Annotated in this window: 16 protein-coding genes; 2 read left to right on the top strand and 14 right to left on the bottom strand. The window is 73.9% G+C overall.

What is annotated here, in order from left to right:
• Positions 1 to 102 precede the first annotated feature (102 nt).
• Both ACFWDO_RS13505 and ACFWDO_RS13500 read right to left on the bottom strand, forming a co-directional pair.
• Positions 103 to 819, bottom strand: a complete 717-nt coding sequence (locus ACFWDO_RS13505) for a response regulator transcription factor (RefSeq protein WP_380318413.1) — start codon at positions 817 to 819, stop codon at positions 103 to 105.
• Positions 816 to 1994 carry a sensor histidine kinase gene (locus tag ACFWDO_RS13500; RefSeq protein ID WP_380318416.1) on the bottom strand — a complete coding sequence of 393 codons (1179 nt, stop codon included), beginning with the start codon at positions 1992 to 1994 and terminating at the stop codon, positions 816 to 818. Before ACFWDO_RS13500 ends, ACFWDO_RS13505 begins: the two co-directional genes overlap by 4 nt.
• Before the next feature lie 172 nt (positions 1995 to 2166).
• Here ACFWDO_RS13500 and phoU point away from each other — a divergent pair, with 172 nt between their 5' ends.
• Positions 2167 to 2832 (top strand): phosphate signaling complex protein PhoU, encoded by a 666-nt coding sequence (gene phoU / locus ACFWDO_RS13495; RefSeq protein WP_380318419.1) that lies wholly within the window; start codon positions 2167 to 2169, stop codon positions 2830 to 2832.
• Positions 2833 to 2874: 42 nt separating this feature from the next.
• On the opposite strand, the gene ACFWDO_RS13490 is transcribed toward phoU, so the two are convergent.
• The 3 genes from ACFWDO_RS13490 to ACFWDO_RS13480 all read right to left on the bottom strand — a co-directional run bounded on the left by ACFWDO_RS13490 (position 2875) and on the right by ACFWDO_RS13480 (position 5338).
• Complete coding sequence (locus ACFWDO_RS13490; RefSeq protein ID WP_380318422.1) at positions 2875 to 3966, bottom strand: DUF4037 domain-containing protein; 1092 nt, start codon at positions 3964 to 3966, stop codon at positions 2875 to 2877.
• Between the two features lie 92 nt (positions 3967 to 4058).
• A complete protein-coding gene (locus tag ACFWDO_RS13485) occupies positions 4059 to 4799 on the bottom strand; it encodes a phosphoglyceromutase (protein ID WP_380318425.1) in 741 nt (246 codons plus the stop codon).
• 98 nt (positions 4800 to 4897) lie between these two features.
• The gene (locus ACFWDO_RS13480; protein WP_380318428.1) at positions 4898 to 5338 is read right to left on the bottom strand and encodes a nitroreductase family deazaflavin-dependent oxidoreductase; all 441 of its coding nucleotides are present in this window, start codon (positions 5336 to 5338) and stop codon (positions 4898 to 4900) included.
• An 87-nt stretch (positions 5339 to 5425) separates the two neighbouring features.
• On the opposite strand from ACFWDO_RS13480, the gene ACFWDO_RS13475 reads away from it, so the two are divergent.
• Positions 5426 to 5995 carry a hypothetical protein gene (locus tag ACFWDO_RS13475; RefSeq protein WP_380318431.1) on the top strand — a complete coding sequence of 190 codons (570 nt, stop codon included), beginning with the start codon at positions 5426 to 5428 and terminating at the stop codon, positions 5993 to 5995.
• 6 nt (positions 5996 to 6001) lie between these two features.
• On the opposite strand, the gene mshA is transcribed toward ACFWDO_RS13475, so the two are convergent.
• The 9 genes from mshA to panD form a co-directional block, all read right to left on the bottom strand.
• On the bottom strand, positions 6002 to 7348 hold the full coding sequence (gene mshA / locus ACFWDO_RS13470) for a D-inositol-3-phosphate glycosyltransferase (protein WP_380318434.1): 1347 nt from the start codon (positions 7346 to 7348) through the stop codon (positions 6002 to 6004).
• A complete protein-coding gene (locus ACFWDO_RS13465) occupies positions 7348 to 8436 on the bottom strand; it encodes a lactonase family protein (protein WP_380318437.1) in 1089 nt (362 codons plus the stop codon). Before ACFWDO_RS13465 ends, mshA begins: the two co-directional genes overlap by 1 nt.
• A gap of 127 nt (positions 8437 to 8563) precedes the next feature.
• The gene (locus ACFWDO_RS13460) at positions 8564 to 10474 is read right to left on the bottom strand and encodes a DUF222 domain-containing protein (RefSeq protein ID WP_380346985.1); all 1911 of its coding nucleotides are present in this window, start codon (positions 10472 to 10474) and stop codon (positions 8564 to 8566) included.
• Positions 10475 to 10531: 57 nt separating this feature from the next.
• Complete coding sequence (locus tag ACFWDO_RS13455) at positions 10532 to 10867, bottom strand: Lsr2 family protein (RefSeq protein WP_380318443.1); 336 nt, start codon at positions 10865 to 10867, stop codon at positions 10532 to 10534.
• A gap of 103 nt (positions 10868 to 10970) precedes the next feature.
• On the bottom strand, positions 10971 to 11156 hold the full coding sequence (locus ACFWDO_RS13450) for a hypothetical protein (protein ID WP_380318446.1): 186 nt from the start codon (positions 11154 to 11156) through the stop codon (positions 10971 to 10973).
• Positions 11157 to 11169: 13 nt separating this feature from the next.
• Positions 11170 to 12708, bottom strand: coding sequence for a lysine--tRNA ligase (lysS, locus tag ACFWDO_RS13445; protein ID WP_380318449.1), 1539 nt, complete (start codon positions 12706 to 12708; stop codon positions 11170 to 11172).
• A gap of 35 nt (positions 12709 to 12743) precedes the next feature.
• Positions 12744 to 13664 carry a carboxylating nicotinate-nucleotide diphosphorylase gene (nadC, locus tag ACFWDO_RS13440; RefSeq protein WP_380318490.1) on the bottom strand — a complete coding sequence of 307 codons (921 nt, stop codon included), beginning with the start codon at positions 13662 to 13664 and terminating at the stop codon, positions 12744 to 12746.
• 228 nt (positions 13665 to 13892) lie between these two features.
• Positions 13893 to 15587: an L-aspartate oxidase gene (locus tag ACFWDO_RS13435; RefSeq protein WP_380318452.1), complete on the bottom strand. Its 1695-nt coding sequence runs from the start codon at positions 15585 to 15587 to the stop codon at positions 13893 to 13895.
• A gap of 19 nt (positions 15588 to 15606) precedes the next feature.
• Positions 15607 to 16020: an aspartate 1-decarboxylase gene (gene panD / locus ACFWDO_RS13430; RefSeq protein WP_380318493.1), complete on the bottom strand. Its 414-nt coding sequence runs from the start codon at positions 16018 to 16020 to the stop codon at positions 15607 to 15609.
• Positions 16021 to 16049 lie beyond the last annotated feature (29 nt).

Below are 16049 nucleotides of genomic sequence, written 5' to 3'. Positions count from 1 at the left end.
TCGCGAGGTAGTTCGTCCCCTTGGTCGGGGTGCCACGGGCGCGCCGTGGCGAACTACCTCGCGATCTTTCGCACTACCTCGGCTTCGAACTACCTCGGCGATCTAGGCGGCCTCGTCCGCGAGCTTGTAGCCCAGCCCTCGCACCGTGAGGAGCAGCTGCGGGGAGCCCGGGTCCGCCTCGATCTTGGAGCGGATCCGCTTCACGTGAACGTCGAGCGTCTTCGTGTCGCCGACGTAGTCCGCGCCCCACACCCGGTCGATGAGCTGCCCGCGGGTGAGCACGCGACCCGCGTTGCGCAGCAGCAGCTCCAGCAGGTCGAACTCCTTGAGCGGCAGGGACACCGCCGCGCCGCCCACCGTCACGGTGTGCCGCTCCACGTCCATGCGCACCGGCCCCACCTCGAGGACGGGCTCGCCGTCGTCGTCGTGCCCGTTCGACGCCGCCTCCGGCGCCGACGGGCCGCGCCGCCGCATCACCGCGCGCATGCGCGCCAGCAGCTCGCGGAACGAGTACGGCTTGGTGACGTAGTCGTCCGCGCCCAGCTCCAGGCCCACGACCTTGTCGATCTCCGAGTCCTTGGCCGTCAGCATGATGACCGGCACGTCACCGCGCTGCCGCAACTCCCGGCACACCTCCGTGCCGGACAGGCCGGGCAGCATGAGGTCCAGCAGCACCAGGTCGGCGCCGCCGTCGTCGTACGCGGCCAGCGCGTCCACCCCGTTCGAGGCCTCCACGACCTCGAAGCCCTCCCGGGTCAGCTGATATGTCAGGGGGTCCCGGTAGGACTCCTCGTCCTCGACCACCAGGATGCGCGTCACGCACCTACCTCCTCGTCCGTCGTGTCCGTTGTCTGGCTCTGGTCGTGCTCGGCCGCCGGGATGCGCAGGGTGAACGTCGAGCCCTTGCCCGGCTCCGACCACACCTGCACGTCACCACCGTGGTCGGCCGCGACGTGCTTGACGATGCTCAGGCCGAGGCCCGTGCCGCCCGTGTCGCGGGAGCGCGCGGGATCCACGCGGTAGAAGCGCTCGAAGACGCGGTCCTGCTCGTCGACGGCGATGCCCACGCCCTGGTCGACGACGTCGATCTCCACCAGGCCGTGGCGCTCGCGGACCCCCACTCCCACGCGCGTGTTCTCGGCCGAGTACGCCACCGCGTTGTCCAGCAGGTTGCGCACCGCCGTCACCAGCAGGTTGTGGTCGCCGTAGACGAGCACGTCCGCGGTGCCGCCCACCGCGATCGTGATGTTCTTCCCCTGCGCCGTGGTGCGCGCACGGTCCACGGCCTCCGCGACGACGTCGCGCACGGGGATGATGCTGACCTCCTGCAGCGCGCCGGCCACCTGCAGGCGGGACAGCTCGATGATCTCGTGCACCAGCGCGGAGAGCCGTTGCGCCTCCGCCTGCATGCGCTGGGTGAAGCGGCGCACCGCCACCGGGTCGTCCGCGGCGTCCTGCACCGTCTCCGCGAGGAGGGCGAGCGCGCCGACCGGAGTCTTCAGCTCGTGCGACACGTTGACGACGAAGTCGCGGCGGATCGCCTCCACGCGACGGGCCTCCGTGCGGTCCTCGGCGAGCACCAGCAACATGTCGGGCCCCACGGGCGCGACCCGCACCTGGAGCAGCACCGTGCCTGAGCCGATCGGCCCGCGCGGCAGCTCGAGCTCCTTCTCCCGGATCACACCGTCGCGGCGCACCTGGCGCACCAGGTCGATGATGGCGGGGTGCTGGAGGGCGTCGTTGCGCACCACGCCCAGCGCGTACGCCGGGGGCGACGCCCGCACCACGTCATCCTCCCCGTCCAGGACGACCGCCGCCGACCGGAGCACCGCGAGCACGCGGACGAGACCCTCGTCGAGCTCGGCGGGAGCCGCCTCCGGCGACCGCTGGTGGGCGCGCTCGGAGAAGCGGAAGGCGACCGTGGCGATCACGCCCACCACGACGCCGAAGATGCCCGCGACGACCGCGGTCACGCCCGGGATGATTCCGTCCACGCACAGCAGCCTAGGTGGCGTCGCCGCGGGAATCCGTCGTGGAGCGGAACTGCTCAGCGAGCCGTCGCCCACTGTTCACCTCCGACCCTCCCGGAGTTCACCTGGGCGCCCCCGGCGCGTCCACGGCGCGTGGCAGGGTGCCGTCAGAACCCTTCTTCCCGAGAGGACAGCGATGCGAGAGATCTTCGAGGCCGAGCTGCGTCAGGTCGGCGACGACCTCATCGAGATGAGCCGGCTCGTCGAGTCCGCCATCCGGCGCGCGGGCGACGCCCTGCTCGAGGCCGACCACCAGCTGGCGCAGGAGGTCATCGCCTCCGACCACGCGATCGACCGGCTCGAGTCCGAGCTCGACGAGCGCTGCGTGCACCTGCTCGCCCAGCAGCAGCCCGTCGCCACCGACCTGCGCGTCGTCATCTCCGCGCTGCGCATCAGCGCGTCGCTCGAGCGCATGGGCGACCTCGCCCGCCACGTCGCCGAGATCGCCCGCGGTCGCTACCCCGCGCAGGCCGTGCCCGCGCCCGCGCGCGAGACGTTCGTCAAGATGCACGGCGCCGCGGTGCACGTCGCCCAGCGCACGACCGCGCTGCTCGCCACGCGCGACGTCGCCCTCGCCGCCGAGGTGCAGCAGGACGACGACCTCCTCGACGCCCTGCACCAGGACACCTTCGCCGCGACGCTCGACCCCGAGTGGCCCGGCACCACGCAGGAGACCGTCGACGTCACGCTGCTCGGCCGCTACTACGAGCGCTTCGGCGACCACGGCGTGTCCGTCGCCCGCCGCATCACGTTCCTCGTCACGGGCAACTTCGACGACGAGCACGCGCGCGCGGACGCCTGAGCCTCTGCTGGGCCGTGGTCGGGTCGGCGAGGTAGGCCGGGCTTACCTCGCCTCGCTCGTGCCTGCCTCAGCGCGCGTGGCGGCGTCGACGGCAGCGCGTGCGGCGGCGACCCGTCGGCGCGGGTCCATCAGCACGTCGACGGCGTCGATCCACTGCTCGACGGCGGCCGGTAGGCCGCGCACGGACTCTCCCGCGGCGTCGCGCAGCAGCTCCGGGACGCCGCGCAGGCTGCGGAAGGGCCGGTCGAAGAACGGCTCGGTGGCACCGCCGTCGAGCGCGGGCAGGCCAAGGTCGCGCTGCCGCTCGTGCAGGACGTCGCAGGCGTCGCCGAGGGCGGCGTCGCGCTCCTGCCAGGTCGGGGCGGCGAGGGCCCGCGCCAGGTGCGGTCCCGCCGTCGCCGCGGACGGCGCGCCGGCGAACGCCGTGCCGAGCCACTTCGGGTAGGGCGGCCAGCGCCGCTCCAGCAGCAGACCCAGGCGCAGCAGCGAGCCCGTCAGCCGGGCGGCGAGGACGCGCGAGCCGACGTCGTCGCCGCGAGAGCCGGTGCGGCCGACGAACGGCAGCTCCTGCCCGACGCGGGCCCACTCGGCGGCCAGCACGTGCAGCCAGACGTCGTCGGGGTACCAGGCCAGCCGCTCGCGGATCGCGGAGAGCTCGCCCGGGCCGTCGTGGAAGACGGGGCCGGCGGTCACCTCCAGCACGCTCTGCCCCGTCAGGGACAGCCAGCCCACGGCGTCGTCGAGGTCCGTGACCGGGTCCAGGCCGAGCCGCGACCGCGCGAAGGCGCGGGGTGTCGCGACCTCCACCCGCTGCCGCACCACCGGCTCCCAGGTGGTCGCGAACCGGGTGGGCAGGCCGGCGTGCTCGGCGGGCAGCGAATCTTCCAGGAACGCGTCCACGGGCGCGACGTCCGCCTCGTCGACCAGCAGCGTGAGGCGCAGGCCCCAGTCGTGGTCGCGCGACGTCTCGTCGTCGAGGCCGAGGACGTCCGACCCGCTGCCCAGCCGGGCCGCCGCGTGCGGCAGGCCGGGGCGCCAGCCGTCGAGCAGCGGCCGCACGACGTCCGCGTAGTAGGCCCGAGCGAGGCCGATGCCGGAGGTCACGGGGCTGGAAGTCACGGGGCCGGAGGTCACGCGGTCAGCCTGCCAGCAGGGACGACGAACCCCGGACCCTTTTCGGGGTCCGGGGTCCGGGGTGTCGAGCTACCGGCCGCGGCCGGCGGGCGTCACTTGCCCTGGTTCGCGACGGCCGCGATGGCGTCCTTCGCGGCCTCCGGGTCGAGGTACGTGCCGCCCGGGTTGGTCGGCTTCAGTGTCTCCTCGTCGAGCTCGTACACCAGCGGGATGCCCGTGGGGATGTTGAGCCCGGCGATGGTCTGGTCGTCGACGCCGTCCAGGTGCTTGACAATGGCGCGCAGCGAGTTGCCGTGCGCGGCGACGAGGACGGTCTTGCCCGCCTGGAGGTCCGGCACGATCTCGCCGTCCCAGTACGGCAGGGCCCGGTCGAGCACCTGCTTGAGTGCCTCGGCGCGCGGGATCGGCTCGCCGGCGTAGCGGACGTCCGCGTCCTGCGAGAACTCCGAGCCCAGCTCGATCTCGGGCGGCGGCACGTCGTAGGAACGACGCCAGAGCATGAACTGCTCCTCGCCGTACTGGTCGCGCACCTGCTTCTTGTCCTTGCCCTGCAGGTCGCCGTAGTGGCGCTCGTTGAGGCGCCAGCTGCGCTTGACCGGGATCCAGTGACGGTCGGCGGCGTCGAGGGCCAGGTTCGCCGTGTTGATGGCGCGGCGCAGCAGCGACGTGTGCACGACGTCGGGAGTGACGCCCGACTCCTTGAGCAGCTCGCCGCCGCGCTTCGCCTCCGCGGTGCCCTTCTCCGACAGGGGCACGTCCACCCAGCCGGTGAAGAGGTTCTTCGCGTTCCACTCGCTCTCGCCGTGGCGGAGCAGCACGAGGGTGTAGGTCATGGGGACCATCCTGCCTGCTGGACGCCGGCGCCCGCACCGCGGGTCGGATCCCGGGACGCCGGCGTCCGCACCTGGCTTGACTGGACCAGGGGTCTCTCTCAGGAGTCCACGCGCTCCAGCACGAACACCGGGATCTGGCGGTCCGTCTTCCGCTGGTAGTCGGCGTAGTCCGGGTATGCGGCGACGCACCGCTCCCACCAGAGCGCCTTCTCCTCGCCCGTCACCTCGCGGGCGTCGTACTCGTGCTTCTCCGGGCCGTCCTGCAGCTCCACGCGCGGGTTCGCGAGGACGTTGTAGTACCAGACCGGGTGCTTCGGCGCCCCACCCAACGACGCGACGACGGCGTACGTGCCCTCGTGCTCCACGCGCATCAGCGGCGCCTTGCGCAGGTGGCCCGTCTTCGCGCCCACCGTCGTGAGGATGACGACGGGCATCCCGCGCATCGTCGTGCCCTTCGTGCCGCCCGAGCTCTCGTACTGCTCGACCTGCTTCGCGGCGTGGGCGGACGGACTGGGTGCGTACTCTCCGGTGATCGGCATGTCACTTCCAAGCCGTCGCCCGGGCCACGCATTCCCGGTCCGCTAGGCTCCACCGGTTGCCCCAGGCCTGAGACAGCGAGGAAGACCGTGGCGAGACCGAGCACCCTCACCGTCTTCGTGACGGACCGCGCGTCCCTCGGCGCCGCCCCCAGCCCGCAGGACGTGCCCGACCGCTCGGCCGACCGCCGTCGCATCGTCACGACGAGCGTCGTCGCCGCAACCCTCGTGGTCGGCGGCGCCGTCGGCGCGTTCGCGCTGGGGCCCGGCGTGGGCCGCACCCTGTGCGCCGTCGGGGCCGCGGTCGTCGTGGCGCTCTGGCTGTTGCTGGTGCGGCCGCAGCTCGTCGTGCTGCGCTGGGACCGGTCGTTCGCCCGCCTCGCCGCGCGGCCGGAGCGGGCCGAGGGGCGGATCGCCGGGCTGGAGCTCACGTGGGACCGCGAGCGCACGAAGTGCTCCGTCGCCGGTCGGATCGCCTACGCCGGCGCCGACGGGAGCGCCCACGAGCTCCCGATCGCCGTCTCCTCGAACCTCACGTGGCGCCTCGACGCCGCGCAGGCGCCGGGCGAGGACTCCCCCGTCGTCGTCTGGCACACGCCGGACCACGCCGTCGCCCAGGCCGTCGTGCTGGTGGGGGAGGCCGCCACCCCGACCGCGTAGCGCGGGCTACTGGCGACGCGCCCGGTGCACCTTCGCCGCCTGCTCGTACACGTCGAGCATGGCGGCGGCGGCGCGGTCCCAGCTGAACCGTTCGCTGGCGCGGCGGGCGCCGCCGGCGAGGCGGGCGCGGCGCTCGTCGTCGGTGAGGAGGTCGCCGAGCTCGCGCGCCCAGGTCCAGGGGCTGTGGTCGGGCACGAGGACGCCGGACACACCGTCGACCACGACCGTCTGCAGCCCGCCGACCGCGGCGGCGACGACGGGCGTGCCGGCGGCCTGCGCCTCGGCGGCGACGAGGCCGAAGGACTCGTTGTGCGACGGCACGGCGACGACGTCCGCCGCGCGCAGATAGTCGACCAGCTCCTCGCGGGGCACGGGCGGGCGCACGACGAGGTGGTCGGTGACGCCCACCTGGTGGGCGAGGGCCTCGAGCTCGCGCACCGCCGTCGCGCGACCGCTGGCGCCGCCCAGGACGACGAGCACGGGCACGCGCGACCCGCCGCCGTCGCACCACGCCTCCGCCTCGGTGGCGTCGTCGGAGCTGGCGTGGTCGGCGAGGACGCCGAGGGCGCGGACCAGCACGTCGGGGCCCTTGAGGAGCTGGACCCGGCCGGCGAACAGCACGATCTTGCGGTCCGTGGGCAGGCCGAGCCGCTCGCGCAGCTCGCGTCGCACGTCGCAGGCGTCCTGCCCGGGGCCGGGCTCCAGGGGGCGGAAGACGTCGAGGTCGACGCCGGGCGCCACCACGTGCACGAGGTCGGGGTCGGCGCGGTACTCCTGCTCCAGGTCGTGGGCCTCCTCGCGGGTGGAGGCGACGAGCCCGTCGGCGGCCTCCACCACCTGCTCCTCCCCCACGATCCGGCCCACGGGCTCCGGCGCGTCCCCGGGCGCGAGGGCCGCGTTCTTCACGCGCGCCATCGTGTGCATGGTGTGCACGAGGGGGACGTCCCAGCGCTCCGCGGCGAGCCAGCCGACCTGCCCGGAGAGCCAGTAGTGGCTGTGCACGACGTCGTACCAGTGCGGCGGGCGGTGCGCCTCGGCGCGCAGCACGCCCGCGGTGAACGCGCAGAGCTGGCCGGGCAGGTCGTTCTTGTCCAGGCCCTCGTACGGTCCGGCGGCGACGTGCGCCACGCGAATCCCCGGCTCGACGTCGACGCACCGCGGCTGCGCGGACGTCGTCGCTCGCGTGAAGATCTCGACCTCGGCCCCGCGGCGGGCCAGCGCGCGCGCCAGCTCCAGCACGTAGACGTTCATGCCGCCCGCGTCGCCGGTGCCCGGCTGGTCCAGCGGCGACGTGTGCACCGACAGCATCGCCACCCGCGGGCCGAGGCGCGTCGCGTCGGCCGAGGTGCTCATCACGACTCCAGCACGCAGGCCGGCGGTGTGGGCAGGACGTGGCGCGCGACGACCTCGCCGGCGCCGGTCGTCGGGTCGAGCCGCACGGTCGCGAGCTCGCTGCGGCCCTGGAGGGCGACGACGACCGTCTCGGCGTCGTCCCCGCTCCCGCCCAGGACGGCGTGGTGGCGCGGCCACGCGCCGTCGCCCAGCGGGACGTCGACGAGGTGCTCGAGGGTGGGCACGCCGCCGTCGGCCGGGCCCACCGCGAGGACGGCGAGCACGTCGATGCCCCGCACCCCGACGTGCAGACGGGTGCCGTCGGCGCTGAGGGTCACGTGGGCCGGGAAGTCGCGCCCGGCTTCGGCAGCCGGGGAGACCGGCACCGCGGCGGCGGGCGTCCAGCCCGCGCCGTCGCGCACCAGCACGTGGGCGCGGGCGTCGAGCTCGCCGACGACGACGAGCGACCCGTCCGCGAGGGTGACGAGGTGGCGCGGCCCGGTACCCGGCGGCAGGACCGCCGCGACGTCCGCCGGGGCGCCCGCGTCCGCGCCCTTCGCCGGGTAGCGACGCACGACGTCCGCGCCGAGGTCGCACACCAGGACGGCGTCGCCCGCGTCGGCCACGAAGTGCGCGTGCGGGCCGGACTGCCGCTCCACGACCGGGCCGCTGCCGACCCCGGGGTGCGTGACGACGCCGTCCGCGGCGAGATCGCCCGTCGCCTCGTCCACCGGCACCGCCGCGGCCACGCCGTCGCCGTAGTTCGCCAGCCAGACGACGTCCCCGCGCGCCAGCACGTGGCACGGGTCGTCGCCGCCGGACGCCACCGAGCCCGACGGCGCGAGCGTCACGGCCCCGTCGGCGTCCTCCACCCGGAACGTCGTGAGCGTGCCCGCGGGCGTCTCCCCCACCGCGTAGAGCGAACGCCCCGACGGGTGCACGGCCAGGAACGAGGGCGACGTCGCCGCCACGGCCGGCACCGCCGAGGCGACCGAGCCGTCCGCTCGGTCCAGCGCGACTCGCCAGATGCTCTCGCCGCTGCCCGGCTCCGCCCCCGGCTGCGGGTAGGTGCCGACCCAGAGCTGCGCCCGAGCGCCCGTGTCCGTCATGGCCTCAGCCTATGACCGCGGGGGTGCCGGGCCAGAACGCGTCAGCGGTCGACGGACACGGTGAAGGACACGGTCGACGGGACACCGGTGGAAGGCCGCCCTTCGGCCGCTGCGCACTCCCGGAGGGTCAGGCTGCTGCCGGTGGGGGCCCGGAATCGGGCGGCTCGGAGCGGGACGACGCCGTGCCGGGAGGTTCCGGGCCGGCCACCCTGGGTAGCTCGTCGGCGGGGCGGTCGGTGTCGTGGATGCGGTCGTGGTGGACGTGGCCGGTCGGCGAAGTCCAGGCCAGGGTGCCGTCAGGCAAGGGGTTCACGGTCCACCGCGTCTGGTGCTTGAGCACGTGATGATGACGGCACACATGAGCGAGGTTGTCCGCGGTGGTACGCCCACCGTCGGCCCACGCGGTCAGGTGGTCGACGTCGCACCGCTCGGCGCGTCGCGTACAGCCCGGGAACCGGCAGGTCACGTCACGGGCCGCCAGCAGGGTGCGCAGCGCCGCGGGGACGGTGTAGGTGCCGGGGTCGGTCGCGAGGACGCGCCCGTCGACGGGGTCGACCAGCAGACGCCGCAACGACGGCGCCCGAGCGGTCAGCACGGTGGCGGTCTCCGGGTCCAGGGGCCCGTGGCCGTCCAGATCGGCCGGCCCCTCGCCACCCAGCAGCGTCATGACAGGGACCGTAACCCGCACCGTCGGCGTGATCCGACGGGCCAGATCACCCAGGTCAGCAACGTGGTCAGGAACATGGTCAGGGACGTGGTCGGGCACCTGGTCCGAAACAGTGCCCGACACCTCGCCCGACACCTCGCCCGACACCTCGCCCGACACCTCGCCCGACACCTCGCCCGACACCTCGCCCGACACCTCGCCCGACACCTGGCCCGACACCTGGCCCGACACCTGGCCCGACACCTGGCCCGACACCTGGCCCGACACCTGGCCCGACGCGCTCGTGATGTCGACGTCCGCGAACGCGTCGGTGCCTGCAGGGATGCCAGCAGCGGCGCTCGTGCTGGTGCTGGGGGTGGCAAGGAGGAGGTCGGCGAACGCGTCCGCACGCAGCTGCGCCGTGGTGCGCGGGTCACCCTGACCGCCGACGACCCGTGCGGTCGCGGTGAGGCGGTCGAACGCGGCGTGCGCCTGCACGGCGGGCAGGTGCGCGGTGAGCCAGGCCATGCCGTCCCGCCCCGGATCGAGAAACACCGCACGCTTGGTCGCGGCCTGCCGGTGACGTTCCGCCAGGGGTGTCGGATGGGCCAGGTCCCGCGCCCGCCGCAACCGCGAACGAAACTGGGCAGGTGTGGTCCGCGCCGCCAACGGCAGAGCGGCTGCCTCGACCCGCGCCCGCGCCTCAGCATCGGGGACCTCGGCCAACGTGTCCGCCATCGCCCGCGCATGCAACGCCGAGAACCGGCCACGACACAGCTCCACCAGCGTCACACCGGACGACCCCGCCGTACCCTCTGACGCGTCGACATCCCCTCCCGCGCAGGCGTGCTCGGCAGCCTCGGCCAAGGTGCGGGCGGTGTCGACGAGATGGGACGCCTGCACCTCGCTCATCCGCAACGCCGTCGCCAGGTCCGCGACGAACGCCCGCTGGGCGAGCTCACGGCGCCGCACCGCCGACGCCCGCCGCAGCTCCACGTCGGCATCGTCCACCAACGACGCCTCACACCCGCGGGCCGCACGACGGGAGTGTTCGACCGCCAACAGCAGCCGACCCTCCAGAGCGTCGATCTGCTCCCGGATCGCCACGGCGTCGTCGATCCCTGCGGACACCTCGTGCACGGACGGGCGAGGACCGGGATCCACCGCCGCGAGCACCTCACCGAGCGTCACCGTGCGCACGTCGTCGGGCACGGCATCGGGCATGGTGCCGACCGCGTCGTCGGGAGCAGGCAGGGTGTCGAACATGTGTTCGATTCTAGCGGTGCGCAGGCATGCCGAACAAGGCCTGTGGACAAGGAAACCCCAGGTCAGCCACCGGTGAAGCGTCGACGGGGCCGACGGCGCAGTCGGACGACCACCCTTCGAACGCACGCGACCCCGGCCGGAACCCCGGCCGGGGTCGTGCGGTGCGCAGATGGTGCGACAGGGTCAGTGCGCGGCCTCGTAGGCGGCCATCACCGTGGCGGAGATGCGGCCGCGGTCGCTGACCTCGTGGCCGTTCTCGCGGGCCCACTCGCGGATCTTGGCGAGCTGCGCGCGGTCGGTGCCGGTGCGGCGGGCGGCGGCACGCGTGCCGCCCCCGAGCCGTGCGGAAGTCTTGCGGCCGTGCCCGATCCAGGTCGCGAACGCGTCGCGGAGCTCCGACGCGTGCGCGGACGTGAGGTCGATCTCGTAGGAGACGCCGTCGAGGGCGAACGTCACGGTCTCGTCCGCGTCGCTCCCGTCGATATCGTCGATCAGGACGATCTGCTGCTTCTGAACCACGTGAATGCCTTCCGGTCATGAAGAGATGACATCGTTGAGAATGCCTTCTTCGTCACCGAAAAGTCAACGCGAAACGCGTGCGGCCCGCAATATCGAGAAGAATTCAGCGGGATTCCTGCTCGGCGGTCGCAGCCGCGGCAGCGGCGGCGGCCTCTTCCGCGTCCATCCTCTCGAGAGCGAGACGCTCGTTCCGGTCCGCGTGCAGGATCTTGCGCATCGCGAGCCAGAAGAGCAGGCCCACGCCGACGGACGGGGCGAGTCCGCTCATGATCGCGAGAAAAGTGTCCATGGGATGTCTTTCGTTAGGCCGTCGGCTTGACGAGCGGGAAAAGGATGGTCTCGCGCACGCCCAGGCCGGTGAGCGCCATGAGGAGTCGGTCGACGCCCATCCCCATGCCGCCCGACGGCGGCATCGCGTGCTCCATCGCGCTGAGGAAGTCGTCGTCGAGGGCCATCGCCTCGTCGTCGCCCGCCGCGGCGAGGCGCGCCTGGTCCTCGAAGCGCTGCCGCTGGATGACCGGGTCGACCAGCTCGGAGTAGCCCGTGCCCAGCTCGAAGCCGCGCACGTACAGGTCCCACTTCTCGACGACGCCGGGCACGGTGCGGTGCGCGCGCACCAGCGGCGACGTCTCGACCGGGAAGTCCCGCACGAACGTCGGCGCGTAGAGGCCGTCGCCCACGTGGTGCTCCCACAGCTCCTCGACGAGCTTGCCGTGGTTGACCTTCTTGGGGTCGATCGAGATCTCCGCCTTCTCGGCCAGCTCCGTGAGGTGCTCGACCGTGGTCTCCGGCGTGATCTCCTCGCCGATCGCATCCGAGAGCGAGCCGTACATCGTGATCTGCGCCCATTCGCCACCGAGGTCGTACTCCTCGCCGTCGGGAAGCGTCACGACCGTGGTGCCGAGAACTTCGCGGGCCGCCGTCTGCACGAGATCCTGCGTCAGAGCACCGATGGAGTTGTAGTCGCCGTACGCCTCGTAGGCCTCGATCATCGCGAACTCCGGCGAGTGCGTGGAGTCCGCGCCCTCGTTACGGAAATTGCGATTGATCTCGAAGACCTTCTCGACACCGCCGACGACCGCGCGCTTGAGGAAGAGCTCGGGGGCGATCCGCAGGAAGAGGTCGATGTCATAGGCGTTCATGTGCGTCATGAACGGCCGCGCCGACGCGCCCGAGGCGATGGTCTGCAGCATCGGGGTCTCGACCTCGAGGAAGCCCCGGCCGTGCAGGTTGTCGCGCAGCGAACGCACGACGCCCGCGCGGGTACGGACCATCTCGCGGGCCGCGGGGCGCGCGATGAGGTCGACGTACCGCTGGCGGACGCGGGCCTCCTCCGACAGGTCCTTGTGCAGCACCGGCAGCGGGCGCAGGGCCTTCGCCGCCATCTGCCACGAGTCGGCGAACACGCTGAGCTCGCCGCGGCGCGACGAGCCGACGCGGCCGTGCACGAACAGGTGGTCGCCCAGGTCCACGTCGGACTTGAAGGACGCGAGCGCCTCCTCGCCGACCTCCTTGAGGCTGAGCATCGCCTGCAGGCGCCGCCCCTCGCCGTCCTGGAGCGTGACGAAGCACAGCTTGCCCGTGTTGCGCAGGAAGACGACGCGGCCGGCGACGCCGACGACGTCCTCCGTCTCCTGGCCCGCCTCGAGGTGCCCGTAGCCCTCGCGCACCGCGGCGATCGAGTGCGTCACCGGCAGCGCGACGGGGTACGGCTCCACGCCCTGCTCCAGCAGCCGGTCGCGCTTCTCCCGGCGCACGCGCATCTGCTCCGGGAGGTCGTCCGTGGCCGCGGCGGGGTCGACGGCGGGCACGGCGGAGGCGGGGTTCTGCGGGGAGGTCACCCAGAGATTCTACGAGCGATCACCGGGTGCCGGGATCAGGGGCGGAGGTCGAGGGCGAGGTCGAGGATCGGCGCCGAGTGCGTGAGCCCGCCGACGGACAGGTAGTCGACGCCGGCCCCTGCCACCTCGCGCGCGCGGTCGAGGGTGAGGTTGCCGGTGGCCTCGAGCTCCACGTGCGCAGGGACGCCGTCGCGCCCCTGCCGCGCGCGGACCGCGGCCACGGTGTCGGTGAGCACGGGCGTGGGCATGTTGTCGAGCAGCAGGAAGTCCGCGCCGGCGTCCAGCGCCTCCAGCGCCTGGGCGGTGGTGTCCGCCTCGACCTGCACCAGCACGTCGGGGAACGCGCCCCGGACCGCGTCGATCGCGCCGCGCACGGACCCGGCGGCCACGACGTGGTTGTCCTTGACCATCGCGACGTCGTACAGGCCCATCCGCTTGTTGGTGCCGCCGCCCGCGCGGACCGCGTACTTCTCCAGCGCGCGCAGGCCGGGGGTCGTCTTGCGGGTGTCGAGCACCTGCGCGCCCGTGCCGGCGAGCTCGCGCGACCACGCCGCGGTCGCCGTCGCGACGCCCGACGCGCGCGAGGCCAGGTTGAGCAGCGTCCGCTCCGCGACCAGCAGCACCTGCACCGGGCCCTCGAGCGCCGCGAGCATCTGGCCGGCCGCGACGGCGTCGCCGTCCTGCGCGTGGAACGTCACCGTGGGCGCCGGCAGCCCGAGGCGGCCCGCGACCTGCGACAGCACCTCGGCCACGACGACAAGCCCCGCCACGGTGCCCGCCTGCCGGGCGACGAGATCCGCCGTCCCCGTGGCCGACGCCGGCACCGTGGCCTGCGTCGTGACGTCGCGGCCCGGCGCCGCGCCGAGGTCCTCGTCCAGCGCCGTCTCGACGACGCGGGTCACCCACCCGGCGTCCAGACCGGGCTCGACGGCGGACGGTCGGTCGTGCACGGGCAGGTCCGTGCGGGTCTGGTCGGCACGGGTCTGGTCGGCACGGGTCTGGCCGGGGCGCAGGTCGGTCACGCGTCGCAACGCTACCCGCCCGCCGTCGGGCACCCGTCCCGCCGAGGTAGTTCGAACCCTGCCGAGGTAGTTCGAGCCCTGCCGAGGTAGTTCCAGATCTGCCGAGGTAGTGGTCTGGTCCACTACCTCGCGGAGATCTGGACTACCTCGGCAGGATGCGCACTACCTCGCGGCGATCGGGACTACCTCGCGGAGGGCGCCGTCGTCGTCGAGGGCGAGGGTGATGCGCCGCTGCCAGGCGGGGTCCGGCGCGGGGAAGTCGGTGCGGAAGTGCCCGCCCCGGGACTCGGCGCGCACCCACGCGGCGTGCACGAGGGCGCTGGCCACCTGGTGCACGGTGGTGGTCTCCCACTCGGCGACCTGGGGGTCGGCGACGACGTCGTCCGCGCGGTGCGCGTCGGTGCGGACCGCGGCGAGGAGGCCGGCGGCGCGCTCGAGCGAGTCGGCGGAGCGCACCGGGCCCGCCCCCTCGGAGGTGACGCGCTGCACGCGCGAGCGGGCGGCGGCGGCCACGAGGGCGGACCCGCCGGGGCGCTCCTCGGGGTCCGGGGCGGACCGGAGCTCGCCGTCGGACACACGCTGCGCGACGTCGCGGGCCGCGGCGTGCGCGAAGACCAGCCCCTCGAGCAGCGAGTTGGACGCGAGCCGGTTGGCGCCGTGCACGCCCGTGCACGCGACCTCCCCGACGGCGTACAGGCCGGGGACGGAGGTGCGGCCGCGCACGTCGGTCACGACGCCGCCCGAGTGGTAGTGCTGCGCGGGCGCGACCGGGACGGGCTCCTCGGTCCAGTCGATGCCCTGCGCGAGCAGCCGTGCGGTGATGGTCGGGAAGCGGCGTCGCAGGAAGCCCGCGCCCAGGTGCCGGGCGTCCAGCAGCACGTGGTCCGCGCTCGTGGCGGCCATGCGCCGCACGATGGCGTGCGCGACGACGTCCCGCGGCGCCAGCTCGGCCAGCTCGTGCTCGCGGGGCATGAAGCGGTAGCCGTCGACGTCGAGCAGCAGCGCGCCCTCGCCGCGGACGGCCTCGCTGATGAGCGGCTGCTGGCCCTTGGCGCCGAGCCCCTGCCACAGCACGGTGGGGTGGAACTGCACGAACTCGAGGTCGCCCACGGAGGCGCCGGCACGCAACGCGGCGGCGATGCCGTCGCCCGTGGCGGCGGGCGGGTTGGTCGACGAGCGGAAGACCTGGCCGATGCCGCCCGTGGCCAGCACGACCACCGGCGCCAGCGCGGCGCCCACCCCGTCGCGGCTGCCCGCCCCGCGCACGTGCAGGGTGACGCCCGCGGCCGGACGGCGGCCGTCGGGGCCGGGGGCGCCGGTGAGCACGTCGAGCACCAGGGCGTTCTCCAGCACCTCGATGCCGGGGTCGTCGCGCACGGCCTCGATCTGCGCCACCAGGGCGCGCGAGATCTCGGCGCCGGTGGCGTCGCCGCCCGCGTGCACGATGCGGTCGGCGCGGTGGCCGCCCTCCCGGGTGAGGGCGATCTCGCCGTCGGGACCCACGTCGAACGACGTGCCGCGCGCCACGAGCTCGCGCACGCGGTCCGGCCCGTCGGTGACGAGGACGCGCACGGCCTCGGGGTCGCTCAGGCCGCCGCCGGCGGCGAGCGTGTCCGTGAGGTGCGCGTCGGGGGTGTCGTCGGGGTGCAGGGCCGCCGCCACGCCGCCCTGCGCCCACACCGTGGAACCGGAGGACAGCGCGCCCTTGGTGACCAGCAGCACGCGCGGCACGCGGGTGCGCAGCTCCAGCGCCGCCGTCAGGCCGGCGATGCCGGTGCCGACGACGATCGCGTCGGCCGTGGTGGTCCAGCCGGGGGCCGGGGCGACGAGCGCGCGGGCGAGCCGCGGCCCGTTCACGGACGGGTCACCGCAGGCGTCACCGGACGGCCGCGAAGGGGACGCCGCTGGACTCCAGGCCGAAGCCGTCCGGCACCTGGCCCGGGTCGTCGTCGAGCTCCACGACCCGGTTCTCCGGGTCGACGAAGACGACCGCCGGGGAGTAGGTCCGCGCGTCGGCGTCCGACATCGTCCCGTAGGCGATGACGATGACGGTGTCCCCCGGGTGCACGAGGTGCGCGGCCGCGCCGTTGATGCTCACCTGGTGGCCGCCGCGCTCGCCCGGGATGACGTAGGTCGTGAGGCGGGCGCCGTTGGTGACGTCGACCACGTCGACCTGCTGGCCGGGGTACAGGTCCGCGGCGTCGAGCAGGTCGGCGTCGATGGTGATGGAGCCGACGTAGTGCAGGTCCGCCTGCGTCACGGTGGCGCGATGGATCTTGCCGATCATCATCGGCCGCTGCAGGGAGGCGGGGCGGTTCG

It is taken from the genome of Isoptericola sp. NPDC060185 (assembly GCF_042728595.1).
GTDB lineage: Bacteria > Actinomycetota > Actinomycetes > Actinomycetales > Cellulomonadaceae > Isoptericola.
This window is presented reverse-complemented; position numbering and strand designations above follow the sequence as displayed.

Excerpts from the sequence above, each read along its gene's own strand:
- panD (WP_380318493.1), bottom strand. The coding sequence starts at position 16,020 with ATGATGATCGGCAAGATCCATCGCGCCACCGTGACGCAGGCGGACCTG.
- phoU (WP_380318419.1), top strand. The coding sequence starts at position 2,167 with ATGCGAGAGATCTTCGAGGCCGAGCTGCGTCAGGTCGGCGACGACCTC.
- ACFWDO_RS13480 (WP_380318428.1), bottom strand. The coding sequence starts at position 5,338 with ATGCCGATCACCGGAGAGTACGCACCCAGTCCGTCCGCCCACGCCGCG.
- ACFWDO_RS13465 (WP_380318437.1), bottom strand. The coding sequence starts at position 8,436 with ATGACGGACACGGGCGCTCGGGCGCAGCTCTGGGTCGGCACCTACCCG.
- ACFWDO_RS13485 (WP_380318425.1), bottom strand. The coding sequence starts at position 4,799 with ATGACCTACACCCTCGTGCTGCTCCGCCACGGCGAGAGCGAGTGGAAC.
- ACFWDO_RS13450 (WP_380318446.1), bottom strand. The coding sequence starts at position 11,156 with ATGGACACTTTTCTCGCGATCATGAGCGGACTCGCCCCGTCCGTCGGC.
- mshA (WP_380318434.1), bottom strand. The coding sequence starts at position 7,348 with ATGAGCACCTCGGCCGACGCGACGCGCCTCGGCCCGCGGGTGGCGATG.